Origin of the sequence: Nocardioides sp. (assembly GCF_035576065.1) — a bacterium.
Classification (GTDB): domain Bacteria; phylum Actinomycetota; class Actinomycetes; order Propionibacteriales; family Nocardioidaceae; genus Nocardioides.
In genome coordinates this window covers 127523-147269 of record NZ_DATLWX010000018.1, presented here as the reverse complement: position 1 = coordinate 147269, position 19747 = coordinate 127523, and the positions used below count along the sequence as shown (strand labels likewise).

Sequence of the window (19747 nt, the reverse complement as noted above, 5' to 3'; positions counted from 1 at the left end):
CATGGACTTCGCAACCTCAGCCATGGAGGACCTCCATGATCCGGGCGTTCGCCTCGTCCTCGGTGAGCCCCTCGTCGAGGGCCTCCGCGCGGGCTTCTAGCACCCGCTTGTAGTCGCGCGGCAGCACCTCGGTGAAGCGCTCCAACGCGGAGTCCCAGTCGGCCAGCAGGGTGGCGGCGACCGCCGAGCCGGTCTCCTCGCCGTGCTGGACGACCAGGGCCTTGAGCCGCTCGGCAGCGTCGCCGGTGACGGGGCCGAGGCCCACGAGCTCCGGGTTGACCCGGCCCTCGTCGAGATCCAGCACGAACGCATGGCCACCGGACATACCGGCGGCGAAGTTGCGTCCGGTCGGGCCGAGCACGACCACGACTCCCCCGGTCATGTATTCGCAGCCATGATCACCAACACCTTCGACCACGGCGGTTGCCCCGGAGTTGCGGACGCAGAAGCGCTCACCGGCGGTGCCGCGGAGGAAGATCTGGCCCGACGTGGCGCCATACGCGATCGTGTTGCCCGCGATCACCTGGAGGCTGGCGTCGAACAGGGCGCCGCGATCGGGGCGTACGACGATGTGTCCGCCGGACAGGCCCTTGCCGACGTAGTCATTGGCGTCACCCTCGAGGCGCAGCGTGATCCCGCGGGGCAGGAAGGCTCCGAACGACTGTCCCGCAGACCCGGTGAGGGTGATGTCGATGGTGCCGTCCGGGAGACCCGCGCCCCGATAGCGCTTGGTCACCTCGTGGCCCAGCATGGTGCCGACCGTGCGGTTGACGTTGCGGATCGCGACCTGCGCACGCACCGGCTCGCCCCGCTCGAGCGCTGGGGCCGCGAGCCGGATGAGCTCGTTGTCGAGCGCCTTCTCCAGGGCGTGGTCCTGCGTCTTGGTGTTGCGGAGGTCCTGGTCGGCGAACTGACCGGACTGACCGTGCACGGAGGCCTGGTGCAGGATCGGCCTCAGGTCCAGGCCCGCTGCCTTCCAGTGGCCGACGGCCTGCTCGACGTCGAGCGAACCGACCTGGCCGACGGCCTCGTCGAGGGTGCGGAACCCGAGCTGGGCGAGGATCTCCCGCACTTCTTCGGCGATGTAGGTGAAGAAGTTGACGACGTGCTCGGCCTGCCCGCTGTAGCGCTGGCGCAACACCGGGTTCTGGGTGGCGACGCCCACCGGGCAGGTGTCGAGGTGGCAGACGCGCATCATGATGCAGCCCGAGACGACGAGCGGCGCGGTGGCGAAGCCGTACTCCTCCGCTCCGAGGAGTGCGGCGATCACGACGTCGCGTCCGGTCTTGAGCTGTCCGTCGGCCTGCACGACGATGCGGTCGCGGAGCCCGTTGAGCAGCAACGTCTGCTGTGTCTCCGCGAGGCCGAGCTCCCACGGTCCACCCGCATGCTTGAGCGAGGTGAGGGGCGAGGCCCCGGTGCCGCCGTCGTGACCGGAGATCAGCACGACGTCTGCGTGCGCCTTGGAGACCCCGGCCGCGACCGTGCCGACCCCGACCTCGGAGACGAGCTTGACGTGCACCCGGGCGCTCGGGTTGGCGTTCTTGAGGTCGTGGATGAGCTGCGCCAGATCCTCGATCGAGTAGATGTCGTGGTGCGGCGGCGGGCTGATCAGCCCGACGCCGGGCGTCGAGTGCCGGGTCTTGGCCACCCAGGGATAGACCTTGTGACCGGGCAGCTGGCCGCCCTCCCCCGGCTTGGCGCCCTGAGCCATCTTGATCTGGATGTCGTCGGCGTTGGTGAGGTATTCGCTCGTCACCCCGAACCGTCCCGAGGCGACCTGCTTGATCGAGCTGCGGCGCTCCGGGTCGTGGAGGCGGTCCGCGTCCTCGCCGCCCTCACCGGTGTTGGACTTGGCACCGAGACGGTTCATCGCGATGGCCAGGGTCTCGTGTGCCTCCTGGCTGATGGAGCCGTAGGACATGGCGCCGGTCGAGAATCGCTTGACGATCTCGCTGACGGGCTCGACCTCGTCGATGCCGATCGGTGCCCGGCCGGTGCTCTCGCCGTCCTTGAAGCGGAACAACCCGCGCAGCGTCATCAGCCGCTCCGACTGCTCATCGACCCGGGCGGTGTACTGCTTGAAGATCTCGTAGCTGCCGGTGCGCGTGGAGTGCTGGAGGCGGAAGACCGTCTCGGGATCAAAGAGGTGGGGCTCGCCCTCTCGCCGCCACTGGTATTCGCCACCGATCTGCAGCTCCCGGTGTGCGGGGGCGATGCCGCCGCGGGGGTACGCCGAAGCGTGGCGCCTGGCGACCTCCTCGGCGATCGTGTCCAGCTCGATGCCGCCCAGCTTGGACGTGGTGCCGGTGAAGTACTTGTCCACCACGGACTGCGACAGACCGACCGCCTCGAAGATCTGCGCGCCGGTGTAGGACGCGACCGTGGACACGCCCATCTTGGACATCACCTTCAGGACGCCCTTGCCGAGGCCCTTGATGAGGTTCGTGACGGCCTGCTCGGGCTCGACCTTGACGTAGTAGCCCTCACGAGCAAGGTCCTCGACGGACTCCATGGCGAGGTAGGGGTTGACCGCCGCTGCGCCGTACCCGACGAGAAGGGCGACGTGGTGCACCTCGCGGACGTCGCCGGCCTCCACGAGGAGGCCGACCTGGGTCCGGGTCTTCTCCCGTACGAGGTGGTGGTGGATGGCGCCGGTGAGCAGCAGTGAGGGGATCGGGGCCAGCTCCGCGGTGGAGTGCCGGTCGGAGAGCACGATGATGCGTGCGCCCCCGGCGATGGCCTGGGACACCTCGGCGCAGATCTCCTCGAGGCGCTTCGCCATCGAGGCGCCGCCGCCCTCCACCTCGTAGAGGCCGCGGGAGGTGTGGGTGATGAACCCGGGCATGTCACCGTCGCGGTTGATGTGGCGGATCTTGGCGAGGTCGTCGTTGGAGATGACCGGGAAGGGCAGCACGACCTGCCGGCAGGAGGCGGGCGTCGGCTCCAGGAGGTTGGCCTCCGGCCCGATCGTGCCGCTGAGCGAGGTGACGAGCTCCTCGCGGATGGCGTCCAGCGGCGGGTTCGTCACCTGCGCGAAGAGCTGCGCGAAGTAGTCGAACAGCAGTCGCGGCTTGTCGCTCAGGACGGCGATGGGCGTGTCGGTCCCCATCGAGCCGAGCGCCTCGCCCCCGGTGTTCGCCATCGGCGTCAGCAGCACGCGCAGCTCCTCCTCGGTGTAGCCGAAGATCTGCTGGCGGCGCGTCACCGAGGCGTGCGTGTGGACGATGTGCTCGCGGGCGACGATGTCGTCGAGGTGGATGAGACCGGCGTGGAGCCACTCGTCGTAGGGGTGCTCGCTGGCGAGCTCCGACTTGATCTCCTCGTCCTCGACGATCCGGTGCTCGTCGGTGTCGATCAGGAACATCCGGCCCGGTTGGAGCCTGCCCTTGCGGACGATCGTGGCCGGGTCGAGGTCGAGCACGCCGACCTCGGAGGCGAGGACGACCAGGCCGTCGTCGGTGACCCAGTAGCGACTGGGGCGGAGACCGTTGCGGTCGAGGACGGCGCCGATCTGGCTGCCATCGGTGAACACCACGCACGCAGGGCCGTCCCACGGCTCCATCATCGAGGAATGGAACTCGTAGAAGGCGCGCCGCTTGGCGTCCATCTCGGTGTGGTTCTCCCAAGCCTCGGGGATCATCATCAGCACCGAGTGGGGAAGCGACCGACCGCCCATGTGCAGAAGCTCGAGCACCTCGTCGAAGGACGCGGAGTCGGAGTGGCCCGGCGTGCAGATCGGGTAGAGCCGATCGAGGTCGCCGGGGATGAGGTCGCTGTCGAGCAGTGCCTCCCGCGCCCGCATCCAGTTGCGGTTGCCCATGACGGTGTTGATCTCCCCGTTGTGGGCGATGAACCGGAACGGGTGCGCCAGTGGCCAGCTCGGGAAGGTGTTGGTCGAGAAGCGGGAGTGCACGACGGCGAGGGCCGAGGCGACCCGCTCGTCGCGAAGGTCGGGATAGAAGCTGTCGAGCTGGTCGGTGGTGAGCATCCCCTTGTAGGCCAGGGTGCGCCCGGACAGTGACGGGAAGTAGACGTCGGCCTCGCGCTCGGCGCGCTTGCGCAGGCAGAAGGCGAGCCGTTCCAGCGCCATACCCCCCACGCGCTTGGTGGCGCCGGCGACGAAGAGCTGCAGGAAGGTCGGCATCACGCTCTTGGCCGTGGCGCCGAGGATGTCGGGCTCGATCGGCACCTCGCGCCAACCGAGGACGTCGAGACCCTCTTCGCCGGCGAGCTGGGCGATCTGCGCCGTGGTCTTGGCCAGGGAGTCGGCGCCGCCGAGCATGAAGGCGGTGCCGACCGCGTAGCTGCCGGCAGCGGGAAGGTCGAAGTCGACCACTGCACGCAGGAAGGCGTCGGGGACCTGCATCAGGATGCCCGCGCCGTCGCCCGAGTTGGTCTCGGCGCCGGCGGCGCCGCGGTGATCGAGGTTGCGCAACGCAGTGAGTGCCTTGGCCACGATGTCGTGGCTGGCGACGCCGGTCAGGGTGGCGACGAAGGCCACGCCGCACGCGTCGTGCTCGTGGCGCGGGTCGTAGAGACCTTGTGCCTGGGGGCCTGCGAGTAGTCCCGAAGTGGCTTCGGCTGCAGGCGGCGGGAAGGCGTGCATCTCGGCGTTCTCCCGTCGTCGTGTGCACTCGTGAGCGTCAGGGACGCACGAGGGCGAGCTGATGGCGATCGGCAGGGGACGACGTTGGCCCGAGCACGACGAATCTAACACCGCGACGGTCAGGGGGTGAGACAGCAATCTCAGTCCGCAGACGGTTCCTTTTCGTCCTCGGTGACGGGCGGTCGGGTGTAGACGACCTCTTCGCGCCCCGACGATCGCCTGCCGGCCCACACGAAGTAGGCCGTGGCCAGGGCGAACAACACCAGAGAGGTCCACTGGTTGAAGCGGAGCCCGGAGACATCGGAGAGCTGCACCTCGTCGATGCGCAGCGACTCGATCCAGAAGCGGCCCGCTGTGTAGGTCATGACGTAGAGCGCGGCGACGCGGCCGTGACTGAGCTGCAGGCGACGGTCCAGCAGGATGATCAGCGCGAAGGCAGCCAGGCACCAGAGGAACTCGTACAGGAAGGTGGGATGGAACGTCGGCTGGTCCAAGAAGGCGCTGGGACGATGCTCCTCGTCGATCTCGAGCGCCCAGGGCAGGTCGGTGGGACGCCCGAACAGCTCCTGGTTGAACCAGTTGCCCCAGCGGCCCAGCGCCTGGGCGACCAGCACGCCGGGGGCGATGGCATCGAGCAGGGGCAGCAGCTTGATGCCGCGGATCTTGGCGCCGATGATGACGCCGAGGGCGCCCATCGCGATGCCGCCCCAGATGCCGAGTCCCCCGCGCCAGACGTAGAGGGCGGTGACCGGGTTCTCGCCCTCACCGAAGTAGAGCTGCCAGTCCGTCAGCACGTGGTACAGCCGAGCGCCGACGAGGCCGAACGGCACCCCCCACACGGCCAGGTCCGACACCTCGCCAGCCGTGCCACCGCGCGCGACCCAGCGACGCTCGCCGATCCAGATCGCGGCGATGATGCCGGCGATGATGCACAGTGCGTAGCCGCGGAGCGGGAGGGGTCCGATCTCCCAAGTGCCCTGACTGGGGCTCGGGATGCTCAGGACAGTGATCAAGGTCAGCATCACGCCGCCTCCCTCAACAGGTGCTGGATGTCGGCGGCCAGCTGCGCCGACGAGACGTCCTGGCTCCAGTAGGCGACGCCCTCGTCGTCGGCGTCGATCGCGACGACCTGGGTGCCGTGGGTGACTTCGTAGCCGCCGCTCGGCAGCTTGTTGCCCTTCTCCACGGCGATGCCCAGGGGCTTGGCGACGTCGATGATCGTCTGCAGGTCCCCGGAGACGCCGATGAAGCTCTCGTCGAAGTTGGTCGCGTAGTCGGCCGCCACCTCGGGGGTGTCACGCGCCGGGTCGGTGGTCACGAACACGACGTCGACGTCCGCGCGCTCCTCGTCGCTGAGCCGTGCCGTGGCCGAGGCGAGGTTGGACATGACGATCCCGCAGATGTCGGGGCAGTGGGTGTAGCCGAAGAACACCAGCGTCAGGTCCTTGTCGGTGTCCTTGACCAGGCTGTACGCCGAGCCGGACTCCGCGACGAGGGCGGCGTCCTTGACCACGAAGTGCGGGTCGAGCAGGGTGCCGGTCATCTCATGGTCTCCCGTGCTGGCCTCGAAGGACCCGCATCCGCTCAGCAGCGACAGACCGAGCAGGGCCGAGACGAGGAGTGCAGGTCTACCCACGGCGCACTCCCGCCGCGAGGTCCTCGGTGAGCGCGCGCAGGGCCTTGAGCCCTCCGGCGGGGTCGTCCGCGTGGTCGAGCAGCACGCGGACGAAGGCGGACCCCACGATCACACCGTCGGCGTACGCCGCGATCTCGGCAGCCTGGTCGCCGTTGCTCACTCCCAGGCCCACGCCGACCGGCAGGTCGGTGGCCTCCTTGGTGCGCGCGACCAGGGGCGCCGCGAGGTCGCTCGTGGTGGCGCGTGCCCCGGTGACGCCCATGACCGCGGTGGCGTAGACGAAGCCGCGGCAGGCAGCCGTCGTCATGGCGATGCGCTCGGGCGTCGAGCTGGGGGCCACCAGGAAGACCTTGTCGAGGTCGTGGTCGTCGGCTGCGGCGATCCACTCACCGCCCGCGTCGGGAGTGAGGTCGGGCGTGATCAGTCCCGCTCCCCCGGCACTGGCGAGATCGGCGGCGAACAGGTCGACGCCACTGCGCCCGGTCCGGCGGCTGCCGCCGTAGTGCTCGACGGGGTTCCAGTAGGTCATCACGACGGTGGGCGCACCGGTCGCGGCGACGGCCTCGACGACGCGCATCAGGTCGGTCGTGCGGACCCCGCCCTCGAGGGCCTGCTGTGCGGCGGCCTGGATCGTGGGTCCGTCCATCACCGGGTCGCTGTAGGGCATGCCCACCTCGATGACGTCGCACCCGGCCTCGACCATGACGCGCATCGCCTCGATGGAGCCGTCCACGCTGGGGAAGCCGGCCGGCAGGTAGCCCACCAGCGCGGCGCGGCCCTCGGTGCGTGCGGTGTCGAATGCCGACGTGGTGCTCATGCTTCGACCTCCTCTGCGCGCGGGTCGGTGTCGGGGTCCCCCACCGGCTCGGCGGTGACCTCATCGGGGTCTCCCAGGCCGAACCACTCGATCGCGGTGCCCATGTCCTTGTCACCGCGGCCGGAGAGGTTGATGAGGACCGTCGCGTCCGGTCCACGTTCGGCACCGAGTCGCCGGGCGACCTCGAGGCCGCCGTGGATCGCGTGGGCCGACTCGATCGCCGGGATGATCCCCTCCGTGCGGCTCAGCAGGGCGAGTGCATCCATGGCCTGCGCGTCCGTGACCGGGGCGTACGCCGCACGCCCGATCGCCGCGAGGTGGGCGTGCTGCGGGCCCACGCCGGGGTAGTCGAGACCGGCCGAGATCGAGTGGGACTCGATGGTCTGGCCGTCCTCGTCCTGGAGCACGTAGGTGCGGGCTCCGTGCAGCACGCCCGTGTCACCGGCATGGATCGTGGCGGCGTGCCGGCCGGTCTCCACCCCGTCGCCACCCGGCTCGAACCCGTGGATCTCCACGCTGTCGTCGTCGAGGAATGCGGTGAACAGGCCGATCGCGTTGGAGCCGCCGCCGACGCACGCGGCGATGGCGTCCGGCAGCACGCCGTACTGGTCGAGGCACTGCTGGCGCGCCTCGTCGCCGATCCCGCGGGTGAAGTCACGCACCATGCTCGGGAAGGGGTGCGGACCCGCGGCGGTGCCGAAGAGGTAGGCCGTGTGGTCGACGCTGGCGACCCAGTCACGCAAGGCCTCGTTGATGGCGTCCTTCAGGGTGGCGCTCCCGGACTCGACCGGGATCACCTTGGCGCCGAGCAGGTGCATGCGCGCGACGTTGAGCGCTTGGCGCCGGGTGTCGACGGCGCCCATGTAGACGGTGCAGTCCAGGCCGAAGTAGGCAGCCGCGGTGGCGCTGGCGACGCCGTGCTGGCCGGCGCCGGTCTCGGCGATGACGCGCGTCTTGCCCATGCGCTGGGTCAGCAGGGCCTGGCCCATCACGTTGCGGATCTTGTGGGCGCCGGTGTGGTTGAGGTCCTCGCGCTTGAGCAGGACCCGGGCGCCGACCTGCGCCGAGAGCCGCTCCGCGTGGTAGAGCAGGCTCGGAGCGCCGGCGTACTCCCGGCAGATCTTCTCGAACGCGGCCACGAACTCCGGGTCGGCCATCGCGTCGTGCCAGGCGACGGTCAGCTCGTCCAGAGCAGCCACCAGCGCCTCGGGCATGAACCGGCCGCCCCAGTCCTCGCCGAAGAAGCCGCGCTCGTTCGCGTCGTACCTGCTGACCTGCGTGTCGCTCATCTGTGCACTCCTGTCATGGCCCGCACCGCAGCGGCCGGGTCACCGTCCTTGACCAGCGCTTCGCCGACCAGCACCACGTCGGCACCCTCGCCGACGAAGCGGGCCACGTCGTCGGGGCCGTTGATGCCCGACTCGGCGACCAGGACCCGGTCCTCGGGGAAGAGGGGCGCGAGCCGGCCGAACGTGTCGTTGTCGACCGCAAGAGTCTTGAGGTTGCGGGCGTTGACGCCGATCAGCTCGGCGCCGACGGCCACGGCGCGTTCGGCCTCGTGCTCGTCGTGGACCTCGACCAGCACGGTCAGGCCCAGCTCGCGGGCCTCGTCGTGGAGACGTCGGAGGTCGTCGTCGTCGAGGGCGGCAACGATGAGCAGCACGAGGTCCGCACCGGCCGACCGTGCCTCGAGGAGCTGATAGCTGGTGACGATGAAGTCCTTGCGCAGCAGCGGAGTGTCCACGGCTTGCCGGACCGCGCGCAGGTCGTCGAGGCTGCCGCCGAAGCGTCGCTGCTCGGTGAGCACCGAGATCGCGGCAGCGCCTCCCTCTGCGTAGGCCGTCGCAAGCGCCGCGGGGTCGGGGATGTCGGCCAACGCGCCCTTGCTCGGGCTCTTGCGCTTCACCTCGGCGATCACGCTCGATCCGGCACCGCGGAAGACCGGCATCGGGTCGTACGGCGGGTCGACGTCGGCCAGGGCGGCGCGCACGTCGGTCAACGACGTGGCGGCCTCGCGAACGGCGAGATCCTCGCGGACGCCGGCGATGATCTCATCGAGCACGGACATGCCCATACCCTCTCACTGCGACACCAACTGACCGGCGGGTGGTTCAAGCAGCGAGCCAGGACCCCGGCACGTTGCGCACGACGGTGAAGACCGCCAGCACGACCAGGCCACCGACCCAGGCCCAGGTGGGAACCGTGAGTGGCCGCATCGCCTCACCCCCACGCCAGCAGGCCCGCAGCCTGCGGAGCCAGAGGACCAGAATCACGGGGATCGCCAGCATGAGGACGAGGTTGCTCGACAACGCGGCCCCGACCTCGAGATGGGTGAGGTCGTTGACCGCACGCAGAGCCCCGCACATCGGGCAGTCGAGGCTCGTCAGCAGCTTGGTGGGGCACAGGCCCCAGCTCCCGGACACGTGCGGGTCGCGCAGGCGCAACGCGAGGGCGGTGAGCGCTGCTCCAGCGCCGACCGCGAGAGGCGAGGCGAGCCGGCGGGCTCGCGGACCCACCGTGTCAGTGGTGCTCGGTGTGGAAACCGAGCTTCGAGAGGATCAGGAAGAGCGGGAACGCCACGAGGCCGAGAGCCACGCCCACCCAGAACAGCGTCATGTTGACCGGCGAGAGCATCAGCGCGATGCCGCCGACCACGAAGCCGAGCAGCGCCACTGCGACCGCAGTCCAGGCCGCCGGGGTGTTGCCGTGGTTGTCCGCCATGTGAAGTGCTCCTCGTGGTGCCGACTGGATCGCGGTCAGTCTAGGGGTCGCTCGGACGCCGTCGGATCGTGACCCTCGTCGAGGGCCTTCCAGAGCTCCAGGTTGCCCTCGGGCTCGACCTCCGTCGGGGAGTCCCCCGCAGGGGCGTCGTAACGCGAGCCCATCTCCGGCCAGGTCGGCAGGTAGCGCACCGCGGCCACCGTGGAGACGAGGCTGATGACGGCGGCGACCAGCGCTGCGGGATACCAGCCGGTGATTCCCAGCACCGCGTTGTCGACGCCAGAGGCGGCGAGAAGCGCTTCACTCAGTGCGTCCTGCAGCGACCGGATGGCCAGGACGGTCGTGACGAGCAGTCCGAGCGAGGCCACGGCGGCCAGCGCCGCCACGGCCCGGCGCACCCGACCACGGGTCACCAGGATGACGCCCCAGCAGGCCAGCACGACGAGGGCCAACGCGCCGGCCAGGGGCGATTCCCGGACCCCGCTCAGGTCGATGGTGGCGGCCCCGCGCGTGGTGGAGGTGTCGATGTTGCCGGATGACCCGGTCACCCAGGGCCGTGCCCCGGCGACGGCGGCCAGGACCCCGCTGGCGAGCCCGAACAGCAGGACCGGGCCGAAGGTCCGACTCCGCTCAGCCATCGACCTGGGCCTCGAGCTGGTCCGCGTCGAAGCAGGTGCGGTCGCCGGTGTGGCAGGCCGCCCCCACCTGGTCGACCTTGATGAGGAGGGTGTCGCCGTCGCAGTCGAGGCGCACCTCACGCACGTGCTGGACGTGGCCGCTCGTGTCGCCCTTGACCCAGTACTCGCTCCGAGAGCGGCTCCAGTACGTCGCCCGTCCGGTCGACAGGGTGCGTGCGAGTGCTTCGTCGTCCATCCACCCCAGCATCAGCACCTCGCCGGTGTCCCACTGCTGAGCGATCGCCGGCACCAACCCGTCGGGGGTGCGCTTGAGACGTGCAGCGATGGCAGGGTCGAGGGCACTCACCCCCCAAGTATCACGGGTCGGGGTGTTCGGCCTCGCGCTGTATCCAGGTGCGCCAACAGTCACGCGTGATCGGACCCGGGGCGGGCAGGTCGCGGTCGTCCCAGCGCGAGATGGCCTGGACGTCACGGGTGGTGGACACGAGGAACGCCTCGCTCGCACGCTCCATGACCGACATGGGCTCGTCGACCTCGACTCCCCCGCACCACTCGAGCACCAGGGCCCGGGTGACCCCGGCGAGGCATCCGCTCTTCAGGGTCGGTGTCCGGAGCTCGCCGTCGACGACGTAGAAGACGTTGGAACCGGTGCCTTCGCACAGGTTGCCGGCGGTGTTGGCGACAATCGCCTCGCTGGCACCAGCATCGGTCGCGCGGGCAAGGGCGATGACGTTCTCGGCGTACGACGTGGTCTTGAGGCCCGCGGTCGCGCCGCGCTCGTTTCGGGGCCAGGGCACGGTGGCCACTGCGGTGGTAAGCGGAAGCTTTCGGATGGCCGAGTAGGCGACGACCAGGGTGGGCGGGCCGCCCCCTCGCCCGGAGCCCATCGGCGCCGGTCCAGCCGTGTAGGTGATCCGCAGGCGGCCCCGGGCGTCGTCGGTGCCCTGCAGCACCTCGGCCACCCCGCGGCGTACCTCCGCCTCGTCGGGCGTCGGCAACCCGAGGCCTGATGCCGACACGGCCAGCCGTTCCAGGTGCCGGGTCAGGGCGAAGGGGACGCCGTCGAGCGTCTTGATCGATTCGAAGACACCGTCCCCGACGGTGAACCCGTGATCCGCGACGCTGAGGGTGGCCCCGGTCGCATCGTCGAGCAGGTGTCCGTTGAGCCATGCACGCATGGCGCCACTCTAGGCAGGTTCCTCCCGCGTCGACGGAGCGGGGACACGCGTGGTCGAACCCGATTTTGGCGGCTCGGAACGCATCGGCTAGTGTTCTGCTCGCACTTCCCAGCGGCTCCGGCCGCAGGAATTTGCGTGCGGACATAGCTCAGTTGGTAGAGCGCAACCTTGCCAAGGTTGAGGTCGCGAGTTCGAGTCTCGTTGTCCGCTCGGAGAGGTCTCTCCCCGTGCCTTCTTGATAGTGGGAAGGCCTCCGCGGTGGGTTGGCCGAGAGGCGAGGCAACGGACTGCAAATCCGTGTACACGGGTTCAAATCCCGTACCCACCTCCATGCTCCACCAGGCTCCACAAGTGAAAAAGCACCACACCGGGCGATTGGCGCAGCGGTAGCGCGCTTCCCTGACACGGAAGAGGTCACTGGTTCAATCCCAGTATCGCCCACCAGAACACGCAGGAAAGAGGCCCCTCCGGGGCCTCTTTCCATGTCAGGGACAGACGAGGACCAAGGCGCGGCAAGGTCTGGCAGTTGCCCCTGTGCACACATCTTGGAGTAGTCGCCTCTGTATCAGGGCTCGCAGGACGTGGACGGCTCAGCCCAGCTGTTCGCTGTAGGGTGCCGCGAAGCGACGTGTAGCTCAGCAGTAGAGCACCGGGCTTCACCCCGGAGGGCGCCGGGGCAGCACCGGCCACGTCGGCGCAACGACGTGTAGCTCAGTAGTAGAGCACCGGGCTCTGGACCCGGAGGGGGCAGGGGCGGAACCTGCCACGTCGGCGATCACAACCTGAACAGGCGGACGATGACGAACGGTTACGCACTCGGGCAACTGAGCAAGACCTTCCTCACGGCGACCACGCACGAGGATCCTGACGTGCGTCGCCGTGCCGATCGGCGTGCCCAGCGGTGGGCGCAGTCAATGGAGCGCATGGCGGACGGCCGCGTCGAGGTCGGCGCCCGAGTGCCCGTCCGAGGACTTCCGAAGTGGGTGACGCTCGAGGTGCTGCGCGGCGGGTTCGCCACCGGCAGCGCCTTGGCCGAGGTGCCGCTGCAGGCAGACGAGATCGCGCTTGCCCGACGGCTCGGGATCCCGGCGGCGCGACGACTGATCTTCGGGTACTTCCTCACGGATGCGGGCCTTCAAGAGCTACACGACCTCCTGGACTCCGGCGCCTACCGCGTGGAGATCCCTGAAGATGCTGCCCTTCTCACCATCGCTTGGCTTGTACGCGCGGGCGACCGCGCGGGAGCCCTCGACCTCCTCGAGCAGGTGTCACCGTTCGCCGAGAAGCTCAGGTTGGCGCCGAAGCCTACGAATGCTCCGACCACACCGCCGGACCACGTCTTCCGGATCACCGCGGGCGAAGCGGCTGACGCCCTTCGTAGCCGGAAGCCGAACCCGCGGGTGGAGGCGCAGCGCGAAGCGCTTGCCGTATGGAACCCCTTCAGCGACCGAGTTCTCTCGCTCTGGCTCGAGCAGTATCAAGATGGCCAGCTCTCATTGGACTGTGACGCCGCCTGGCGCGCCAGTGCCTCAGCGCTTGTCGACGAGTGCGACCGTCTCGCTACGGTGCACACACTCTGCACCAAGTACAGGAAGCCGAAGGAGAACCTCGCCATCCTGCTCCGTGCGCTGAAGGCGGTCGCTGGTGGCGAGAACCTGCTCAACCGCGACATCGGCCTGGTTCGGTGTGCCATCGAGGCCCAGGTCGCGAAGCGTGGACGGCCGGAGTCCGACGAACACGCGGCTCTCCGGGATCAGCAGCGTGTCGTCGCGACGGCGCCAGCACACAGCCGACTTGCGGCTGTCGCAGCCGACCGCGTGAGCCGCCTCGACGTGGCCGAGGGCATCGGTGAGCCGGAAGCCTTCTTCGGAGACGTCACTGCGGAGGAAGAATCCCAGTCCGGAGTCGCGGAGGGCTCCGCCATGCCCCGGATCGTGCCCAGGGTGCTGACTCGCGCACACTCTGCTCCGATTGAGGACCTGCTTGAGGAGGGCGTGGTGCCATCGGCCGAGGTGCTCGCCGCGTTGGTGCCCCGGGTCAGCGCATCAGTCGTCGCTTCGGCCTACGCCGACCAAGCACTTGCCAGGCTGGCCGCCGCGAACTACAGGGCCTTTCGTCGGCGTCGATCGCTTCTGCTGCTGAACCTGGAGAAGCAGATCCAGATCACCGAGCTTCCCTGGGTACGTGCCGTCGCTGGACACAGTCACGCAACGACTGATGAGGCAATGGCCGTCGCCCGTCGTGTCGGTGCGCTTGCGCTCGATCACTTCCCTTCGACGATCTTGCCGAATCCGCTGGTCCAGGAGCTCCACCACCTGTTGTCGACCGCCGGCCACGACATACCGCTCGTGGAGGAGTTGGCCGCCGACATCTTCATGGGTGGTTTTTCGGACAAGTTCCGCCGAGCTTCACAAGGGGCGACGCGCGTCATCGGCGGGACGCTCTACGCCAAGTACTACGGCATCGACTCCGATCAGATCACCAGTCTTGCCGAGCCGCCGAAGCAACAGCCGACGTCAGGCTGGACGTGGCGACGAGCTCGAGCGACCGAGCACGGGCTGACCTTCGGCGATCTCTGCTGGGCGCGAGCGGGACGCACGCCGGACGGCGGCTGGTCGGTGGCCGCAAACGGGATGATCATCGAGCAGTCCCAGATCCTGACGACCCACAACCTCGCCGCACTCGTGTCGATCGGTGTCCAGCCGACACGGTCTTGGATGGACCTCGCCCGCGATGCCATCCATCGGACCAGCGCGCTCCTCGAGCTCGCATCCCGGCAGCGACGCCCGCTCGCGACGGTCAAGGACGCGGCCTACGCCTGGCGACAGGCAATCTTCTACCTCAGTGTGGCTGGACCGGCCGAGGCCGAGAAGGTGTTGAACGACGAGTCTGTAGGTGCGGCGGGGCCAGCCGTGATGGCCGAACTGCTCGACGGTCTTCGCCAGGTGGCCGCTGGTCACGTGCACGCCGACGATCGATCGCCCTTCCTCGGGTGGGCCGTGGGGCGGCACTGGATTCTTGAAGCCACCGATCATCCCCCTGCGCTCCCCGGTCAGTAGGCATCACCACTCGACGGACGACTCAGCGGTCTGTCGCCTCTCAGCAGGCCTGGCCCTCGAAGGGACGTATGTTGACCCGCGTGATGAGCACCTCCCTCCACCCGCGCGGGTTGCCCGACATCGGACAGGTGCTGCTCTTCGTCGCTCTCGTCTTCATGTTCGCGCCGATCGGCTGGGTGCAGGTGCACGAGGGCGAACTGTCAGCGCCCTGGACCGCGGTCCTGGTGGTCACCCTTGCTGTGCTCCACCTGAGCGTGCTGGCCGCACGCTGGCGACCAGTGAGCTCCTACGCCGTGGGCTGCCTGTGCATGCTGCTGCTCACAGTCGCTCCGGACCTCGGAGGGCCGACGGCGGTCTCGGCCGGGATGGACTACTCACCCCTGCTCCTGCCGAGCAGCCTGTGCTTCCTCGCCCTGATCTACGCCTTGAGTGCAGGCAAGAGCGACCCGTGGCCGCAGATCGCGCTGGCCACCGGCCTGATGGGTGCGGTGCTGATCACGGCGCGACTGTGGGGATTTACGGTCACCGGTCTGGCTCCGTGGGCCTGGCAGCTGATGCAGGTGACCGTCGTGCTCACCGGGACAGTCGCCGCGTGGGCGCTCGGTCGCTTCGTCGCCGTACGAACCGCGTGGATCTCCGAGCTGAGCGCACGCGGCGCAGCCGACGAGCGTCGCCGCATCGCTCGAGAGATGCATGACGTGGTCGCCCATTCGCTCGCTGTCATGGTCAGCCACGCCGAGGCTGGTCGGCTGGTCGTCGCACGCCAACCTGAGCGGGCGCCGATGATCTTGGAGACCATCGCCGGCACCGGCCGTGAAGCGCTCAACGAGATGCGCGGTCTGCTCGGGGTGCTTCGAGGGTCGTCGGACGAGACCGCCCCAGCGGTCGACCCCCAGCCGGGTCTCCCTGACCTGCCGGCCCTGGTCGAGCGGATCCGCGCTGCGGGACAACGGGTCGAGTTCGATGACTCCGCGACGCCCCCACCGGGGTCGCTCGCGGTCGGGCTGACCGCCTATCGCGTGGTGCAGGAGGCCTTGACCAACGTGATCCGGCACGCGACGCCGGGCTCGACGGCTCACGTCACGGTCAACTGCGACGACCGCAACCTCGTGGTGGTGGTGAGCGACAACGGCACCACGGCGGTCGCGGCGGCGCCGGGCCGCGGCCTGGTCGGCATGCGCGAACGTGTCGAGGCGGTCGGCGGCGAGGTCGACGCGGGACCGGCGGCGCAGGGTTGGCGGGTCCGCGCCCGGCTCCCGCGGGAGGGGGCGAGGGAGCGTGGGTGACGTGATCCGGGTTGCGGTCGTCGACGACCAGGAGCTGATGCGCTCGGCCCTGACGATGATGGTGGAGAGCCAGCCCGATCTGAGCCTGGTCGGCGAGGCGGCTGACGGGCACGAGGCGCTCGCCCTGGTGCGCTCGCGGACGGTCGACGTCGTACTCATGGATCTGCGAATGCCTCGCCTGGGGGGCATCGAGGCCACCGAGATCATCACCAGCGAGCTCCCCTCCACCCGGGTGATCGCCCTCACCACCTTCGACGAGGACGACCATGCCTTCCCCGCCATCCGAGCGGGCGCCAGTGCGTTCCTGCTCAAGGACGCTCGGGCGGAGCAGATCGTGGAGGCGATCCGCATCGTGCATGCTGGGCACTCAGTCGTGGCGCCGTCGACGACGAAGCGTCTCATCGAACACGTCGCGGCGTCCTCCGCGCCCGATGACGCCCGCGCGCGAAGGGTCCGGACCCTGCTCACGCCCCGCGAGCTGGAGACATTGCTGCTTCTGGCCACCGGCGAGTCCAACTCCGAGATCGCCGCCCGCCTCCACCTCTCCGAAGCCACCGTGAAGACCCACGTGGGTCAGGTGCTGGCCAAGCTCGCGCTGCGTGACCGAGTCCAGGCGGTCGTCCTCGCCTACGAGAGTGGACTGGTCCGACCCGGCTGATCTCATCCTCCAGGATGAGACAACCGCGCCTTGAGGCTGATCCCCCCAGGCTCCCGCGCGCGCAGGGTGGGGCCATGACAACCACTCATACCGAGCAGCCCCCCACCAGGACCAGTCCGCTCCCTGCGAGCGCGCACACCGAGCAACCGTGGCGGCTTCACGACGTCGCCCGCGACTTCTACCTCGAGGACGTCTGGGCACTGCCCATGCGCGGTGGTCCCGACGACCTCGCCAGCATCGTCGACTGGTTCGTGGCCCTGGACGAGAAGGAGGACCCGCTCGTCAACCGTGTCCTGTTGGCCATCCGCTTCAAGCTCGGCGCCCTGCTCGGCCTCGACAGCGAGGAGTCCGGCATCAAGGCCCGCGTGCCGTCCCTGCGAGACCGACTGCCTGACGATCTGGCGACCGGACCGACCGGGCCCGACCTGTCGGACAAGCCCTTCCAACCGGTCTACCTCACCGACCGCGAGTGGGTGGCCGAGATCGCCAACCAGACCTGTCATGCCCTGGTGCACTTCGGCTGGGTGCCGGACGGCGACGATCGGTGGCACGCCCAGATGGCGGTCCTGGTCAAGCCCAACGGAACGTTCGGCCGCGCCTACATGGACTTCATCAAGCCGTTCCGCTACCTGATCGTCTACCCCGCCTTGCTGCGCAACCTCGACCGCCGCTGGGCCAGCCGGGAGCCAGCGGCATGAACAGGAAGCTCAGCTGGGCGAGATCGCGTGAGTCCTACTTCGTTACGGTGCATACCCGGGAACACCTTGCGCTTTGGCCCCTCACAGAACAGGCACACTGATGGCCAATGAGCTCGACCTTCTGATTCCCGACTACGTCTCGCGGTCGCAACACCGTCTTTGGATAGCAGCACCCCCCGAGCAGGTCTGGGAGGCGATGCTGGCCGTGGCTCTGACGGATCTGCCCCTGGCACGGACGTTGTTGGCCGCGCGAAATCTGCCGGCTCGACTGAGGGGGAGCCCCACCGTCCGTAGCTGCCCGCGACCGTTGGCGCAGCTGTTCCGTGACGACGACCGCTGGGTCACCCTGATCGAGGAACCTGGCCGCCGTCTGGTGGTCGGCCGAGCCGCCCGGTTCTGGGAACTCGTACCCACAGCCGCGCCGGGTATCGGGTCACGGTCCGACTTCCTCGCCTTCAGCGAGCCCGGCTTCGCCAAGGCGGTCGTCTCCCACGAGATCGTCCCTGACGGTGCAGGCTCCTACCTGATCACCGAGACCCGCGTCGTGGGGACAGACGCAAGGGCAAGGCGGGTCTTCGCCGCCTACTGGCAAGTGATCCGGCCAGGCGTAGGGCTGATCCGACGCAGCACTCTCAAAGCTGTCTCACGACGATGTGCCGTACTCCCCGGTCGCTCGCAGACATCGGAAGCCGTGCCAGCCGCCACCCCGCCGATGCCCGGGGCCTTGCCAGTGCGCGCCTCAGGTCTGCTCCAACTGCTCGGCGTCGCGCATGCCGCTGTCGGCGTCATCAAATACCGCTCAGAACTGGCAGCTATCGCCTCCGATGGCGTCTTCAACGCCGTCAAGGGTCATCCCGACCGGCTTCTCGCCTTCTGGTTCCTCGTCGTAGCACCGGCGCTGTGGATGTGTGGGCGGCTTTTGGCCGTGGCAGAGTCCACCGGCCACCTGAAGGTTCAGGTGGCTGCGGGTCGCCTGCTCATCGGTCTGGGGCTGGTCGGAATCCTCGTCATGCCGACAAGCCCGTTCTGGGCACTCGGCGCGGTAGGAGTGATCGCCCTGCGTGACGGATCCCCGAGGAGATCACCAACACCCGAAACTAGACGGTATGACGTGACCCGGTCGCTGTGACGGGGATTCGCCGACTGAGTCGGGGACGGGCTGTGGGCGACGGTGCCGTTGCTGCCCGACTCCACGATGGCGGTGGCTGGTGCGGCACTTGACTCGGCAACAGCTCCCGGGCCCTTCCTGGGTGGGCTGGGGCCTCGTGGCCTGGTCGGGCGTCGCCGGGCTGATGCTGGTTCCGTCGCCCGCCGTCGGCGTCATCCCTGGCCTGCTGATCGTCGCGGCGGCGCGCGAGCACCCGGTTGTCCCGGTCCTCCGCTCACGTGCCCGGCAGCCCGAAATGAATCGTGTGAATGAGGTTTCAACCAAGATCGCGTGGGTATGACGCAAACCTGTTCAACCGATGGACGGCCCACCCGCGGCCCACGCGCCACGCCCGTAGGTGCCCTCGAGCAACAGAACCGCCCGCGAACTAGAGCTTCGCGGGCGGTTCTCGAGTGACAGCCGGGGTGAGGGTCGGGCCGAGGCCACCCAAACTCGCCGTCCTCCACGGCTCCCGCTGCGGCAGGAGACCGGGCGCCCCTTGCGGGGTCGCCGCCCACTCTAGGCGCTGCGGCTGCACGGCCGTCAGGGGCCGCGCAAGACGGTCACTCCTTCAGGTCGCACACTTCGGGACGGCTGTTGTCGCAGGCCCACTCACGCGCGGCGTCTGTCCAGTCGAAGCCGTGCTTGTCGGTCGCGTAGCAACCGTCGGGGTTGCAGGCGAATCCCGCAGCGATACCCCGGCTGGCGATCCGTGCATTGCCGCACTCTTCGAGCTGGACCCTGCTCATGGTTCCCGGGTTGCCGAGCGTCTTGCGAACCGAGGACACGCCGGCGACTTCGTCCATCCAGATCCCGACACACGTCGACATCGCTTCCTGCATGGGGCGATCAGCCGGCACGGCGGCGGACTTGCTGGCATCGGCGTTCCCGCCACAAGCAGCCAACAGGAGAAGCAACGACATGGTGGAGATGGCACGGAGTACGGCGTTCATCGGTGACCTGTCTTTTCGTGGTGGCATCCACCGACGTCCTGGCCATGAGAACCGTGCCGAGTGTTCACATGATTGATTCACGGAACCGCCAAGGGTCTCGGGCCCCCTGACGGTTCCGTGGCCGCTCACGTTAGTTGCATCACACCCGGCGGGCGCGGGTTGTACCAACCTGTTGACGTGCGCTGGATCCACTGTTCCGTAGGTGGCCGTAATGAGGTGTAGGGACACAACAAAACCGCCCACGGTCTCGGGTCCGTGGGCGGTTCTGGTTGAACTCTATAGGCCGGGGTGAGGGTCGTGCCGAAGCCACCCAAACTCGCCATCAAGCGTGATCCCTTGCGGGAACA

Annotated in this window: 17 protein-coding genes and 4 tRNA genes; 9 read left to right on the top strand and 12 right to left on the bottom strand. The window is 68.8% G+C overall.

The window, feature by feature from the left end; genetic code table 11:
• Positions 1-16 precede the first annotated feature (16 nt).
• The 11 genes from gltB to VNJ48_RS10155 form a co-directional block, all read right to left on the bottom strand.
• Positions 17-4609 carry a glutamate synthase large subunit gene (gene gltB / locus VNJ48_RS10205; RefSeq protein WP_325601695.1) on the bottom strand — a complete coding sequence of 1531 codons (4593 nt, stop codon included), beginning with the start codon at positions 4607-4609 and terminating at the stop codon, positions 17-19.
• A gap of 140 nt (positions 4610-4749) precedes the next feature.
• Positions 4750-5631: a prolipoprotein diacylglyceryl transferase gene (gene lgt / locus VNJ48_RS10200; protein ID WP_325601760.1), complete on the bottom strand. Its 882-nt coding sequence runs from the start codon at positions 5629-5631 to the stop codon at positions 4750-4752.
• A complete protein-coding gene (locus VNJ48_RS10195) occupies positions 5631-6245 on the bottom strand; it encodes an SCO family protein (RefSeq protein ID WP_325601693.1) in 615 nt (204 codons plus the stop codon). Before VNJ48_RS10195 ends, lgt begins: the two co-directional genes overlap by 1 nt.
• Positions 6238-7062, bottom strand: a complete 825-nt coding sequence (gene trpA, locus VNJ48_RS10190; protein WP_325601691.1) for a tryptophan synthase subunit alpha — start codon at positions 7060-7062, stop codon at positions 6238-6240. The genes VNJ48_RS10195 and trpA overlap by 8 nt, the downstream gene beginning before the upstream one ends.
• The gene (trpB, locus tag VNJ48_RS10185) at positions 7059-8351 is read right to left on the bottom strand and encodes a tryptophan synthase subunit beta (RefSeq protein WP_325601689.1); all 1293 of its coding nucleotides are present in this window, start codon (positions 8349-8351) and stop codon (positions 7059-7061) included. Before trpB ends, trpA begins: the two co-directional genes overlap by 4 nt.
• On the bottom strand, positions 8348-9130 hold the full coding sequence (gene trpC / locus VNJ48_RS10180; RefSeq protein ID WP_325601687.1) for an indole-3-glycerol phosphate synthase TrpC: 783 nt from the start codon (positions 9128-9130) through the stop codon (positions 8348-8350). Before trpC ends, trpB begins: the two co-directional genes overlap by 4 nt.
• Before the next feature lie 43 nt (positions 9131-9173).
• On the bottom strand, positions 9174-9578 hold the full coding sequence (locus VNJ48_RS10175) for a DUF2752 domain-containing protein (RefSeq protein WP_325601685.1): 405 nt from the start codon (positions 9576-9578) through the stop codon (positions 9174-9176).
• Positions 9579-9582: 4 nt separating this feature from the next.
• Positions 9583-9783: an HGxxPAAW family protein gene (locus tag VNJ48_RS10170; protein WP_297740126.1), complete on the bottom strand. Its 201-nt coding sequence runs from the start codon at positions 9781-9783 to the stop codon at positions 9583-9585.
• A gap of 35 nt (positions 9784-9818) precedes the next feature.
• Positions 9819-10421 carry a Trp biosynthesis-associated membrane protein gene (locus VNJ48_RS10165; protein ID WP_325601681.1) on the bottom strand — a complete coding sequence of 201 codons (603 nt, stop codon included), beginning with the start codon at positions 10419-10421 and terminating at the stop codon, positions 9819-9821.
• Positions 10414-10767 carry a phosphoribosyl-AMP cyclohydrolase gene (hisI, locus tag VNJ48_RS10160; RefSeq protein ID WP_325601679.1) on the bottom strand — a complete coding sequence of 118 codons (354 nt, stop codon included), beginning with the start codon at positions 10765-10767 and terminating at the stop codon, positions 10414-10416. Before hisI ends, VNJ48_RS10165 begins: the two co-directional genes overlap by 8 nt.
• A gap of 10 nt (positions 10768-10777) precedes the next feature.
• Positions 10778-11599 (bottom strand): aminotransferase class IV, encoded by an 822-nt coding sequence (locus VNJ48_RS10155; protein ID WP_325601677.1) that lies wholly within the window; start codon positions 11597-11599, stop codon positions 10778-10780.
• Positions 11600-11736: 137 nt separating this feature from the next.
• Between VNJ48_RS10155 and VNJ48_RS10150 the strand changes: the two genes are divergently transcribed.
• From VNJ48_RS10150 to VNJ48_RS10110, 9 genes are all read left to right on the top strand, one after another.
• Positions 11737-11809: transfer RNA gene (locus tag VNJ48_RS10150), tRNA-Gly, on the top strand.
• 47 nt (positions 11810-11856) lie between these two features.
• Positions 11857-11930, top strand: a tRNA-Cys gene (locus VNJ48_RS10145).
• 38 nt (positions 11931-11968) lie between these two features.
• Positions 11969-12043, top strand: a tRNA-Val gene (locus VNJ48_RS10140).
• Between the two features lie 256 nt (positions 12044-12299).
• Positions 12300-12371 (top strand) — tRNA-Gln (locus VNJ48_RS10135).
• 25 nt (positions 12372-12396) lie between these two features.
• Entirely contained in the window at positions 12397-14658 is a 2262-nt protein-coding gene (locus tag VNJ48_RS10130; protein WP_325601675.1) for a hypothetical protein, read from the top strand.
• Between the two features lie 83 nt (positions 14659-14741).
• The gene (locus VNJ48_RS10125; protein ID WP_325601673.1) at positions 14742-15944 is read left to right on the top strand and encodes a sensor histidine kinase; all 1203 of its coding nucleotides are present in this window, start codon (positions 14742-14744) and stop codon (positions 15942-15944) included.
• Positions 15937-16602, top strand: a complete 666-nt coding sequence (locus tag VNJ48_RS10120; RefSeq protein WP_414689938.1) for a response regulator — start codon at positions 15937-15939, stop codon at positions 16600-16602. The genes VNJ48_RS10125 and VNJ48_RS10120 overlap by 8 nt, the downstream gene beginning before the upstream one ends.
• Positions 16603-16676: 74 nt before the next feature.
• Complete coding sequence (locus VNJ48_RS10115; RefSeq protein WP_325601671.1) at positions 16677-17300, top strand: DUF2867 domain-containing protein; 624 nt, start codon at positions 16677-16679, stop codon at positions 17298-17300.
• A gap of 307 nt (positions 17301-17607) precedes the next feature.
• On the top strand, positions 17608-18429 hold the full coding sequence (locus tag VNJ48_RS10110) for a DUF6463 family protein (RefSeq protein ID WP_325601669.1): 822 nt from the start codon (positions 17608-17610) through the stop codon (positions 18427-18429).
• 581 nt (positions 18430-19010) lie between these two features.
• Here VNJ48_RS10110 and VNJ48_RS10105 read toward each other — a convergent pair.
• On the bottom strand, positions 19011-19400 hold the full coding sequence (locus VNJ48_RS10105; protein ID WP_325601667.1) for a hypothetical protein: 390 nt from the start codon (positions 19398-19400) through the stop codon (positions 19011-19013).
• Positions 19401-19747 lie beyond the last annotated feature (347 nt).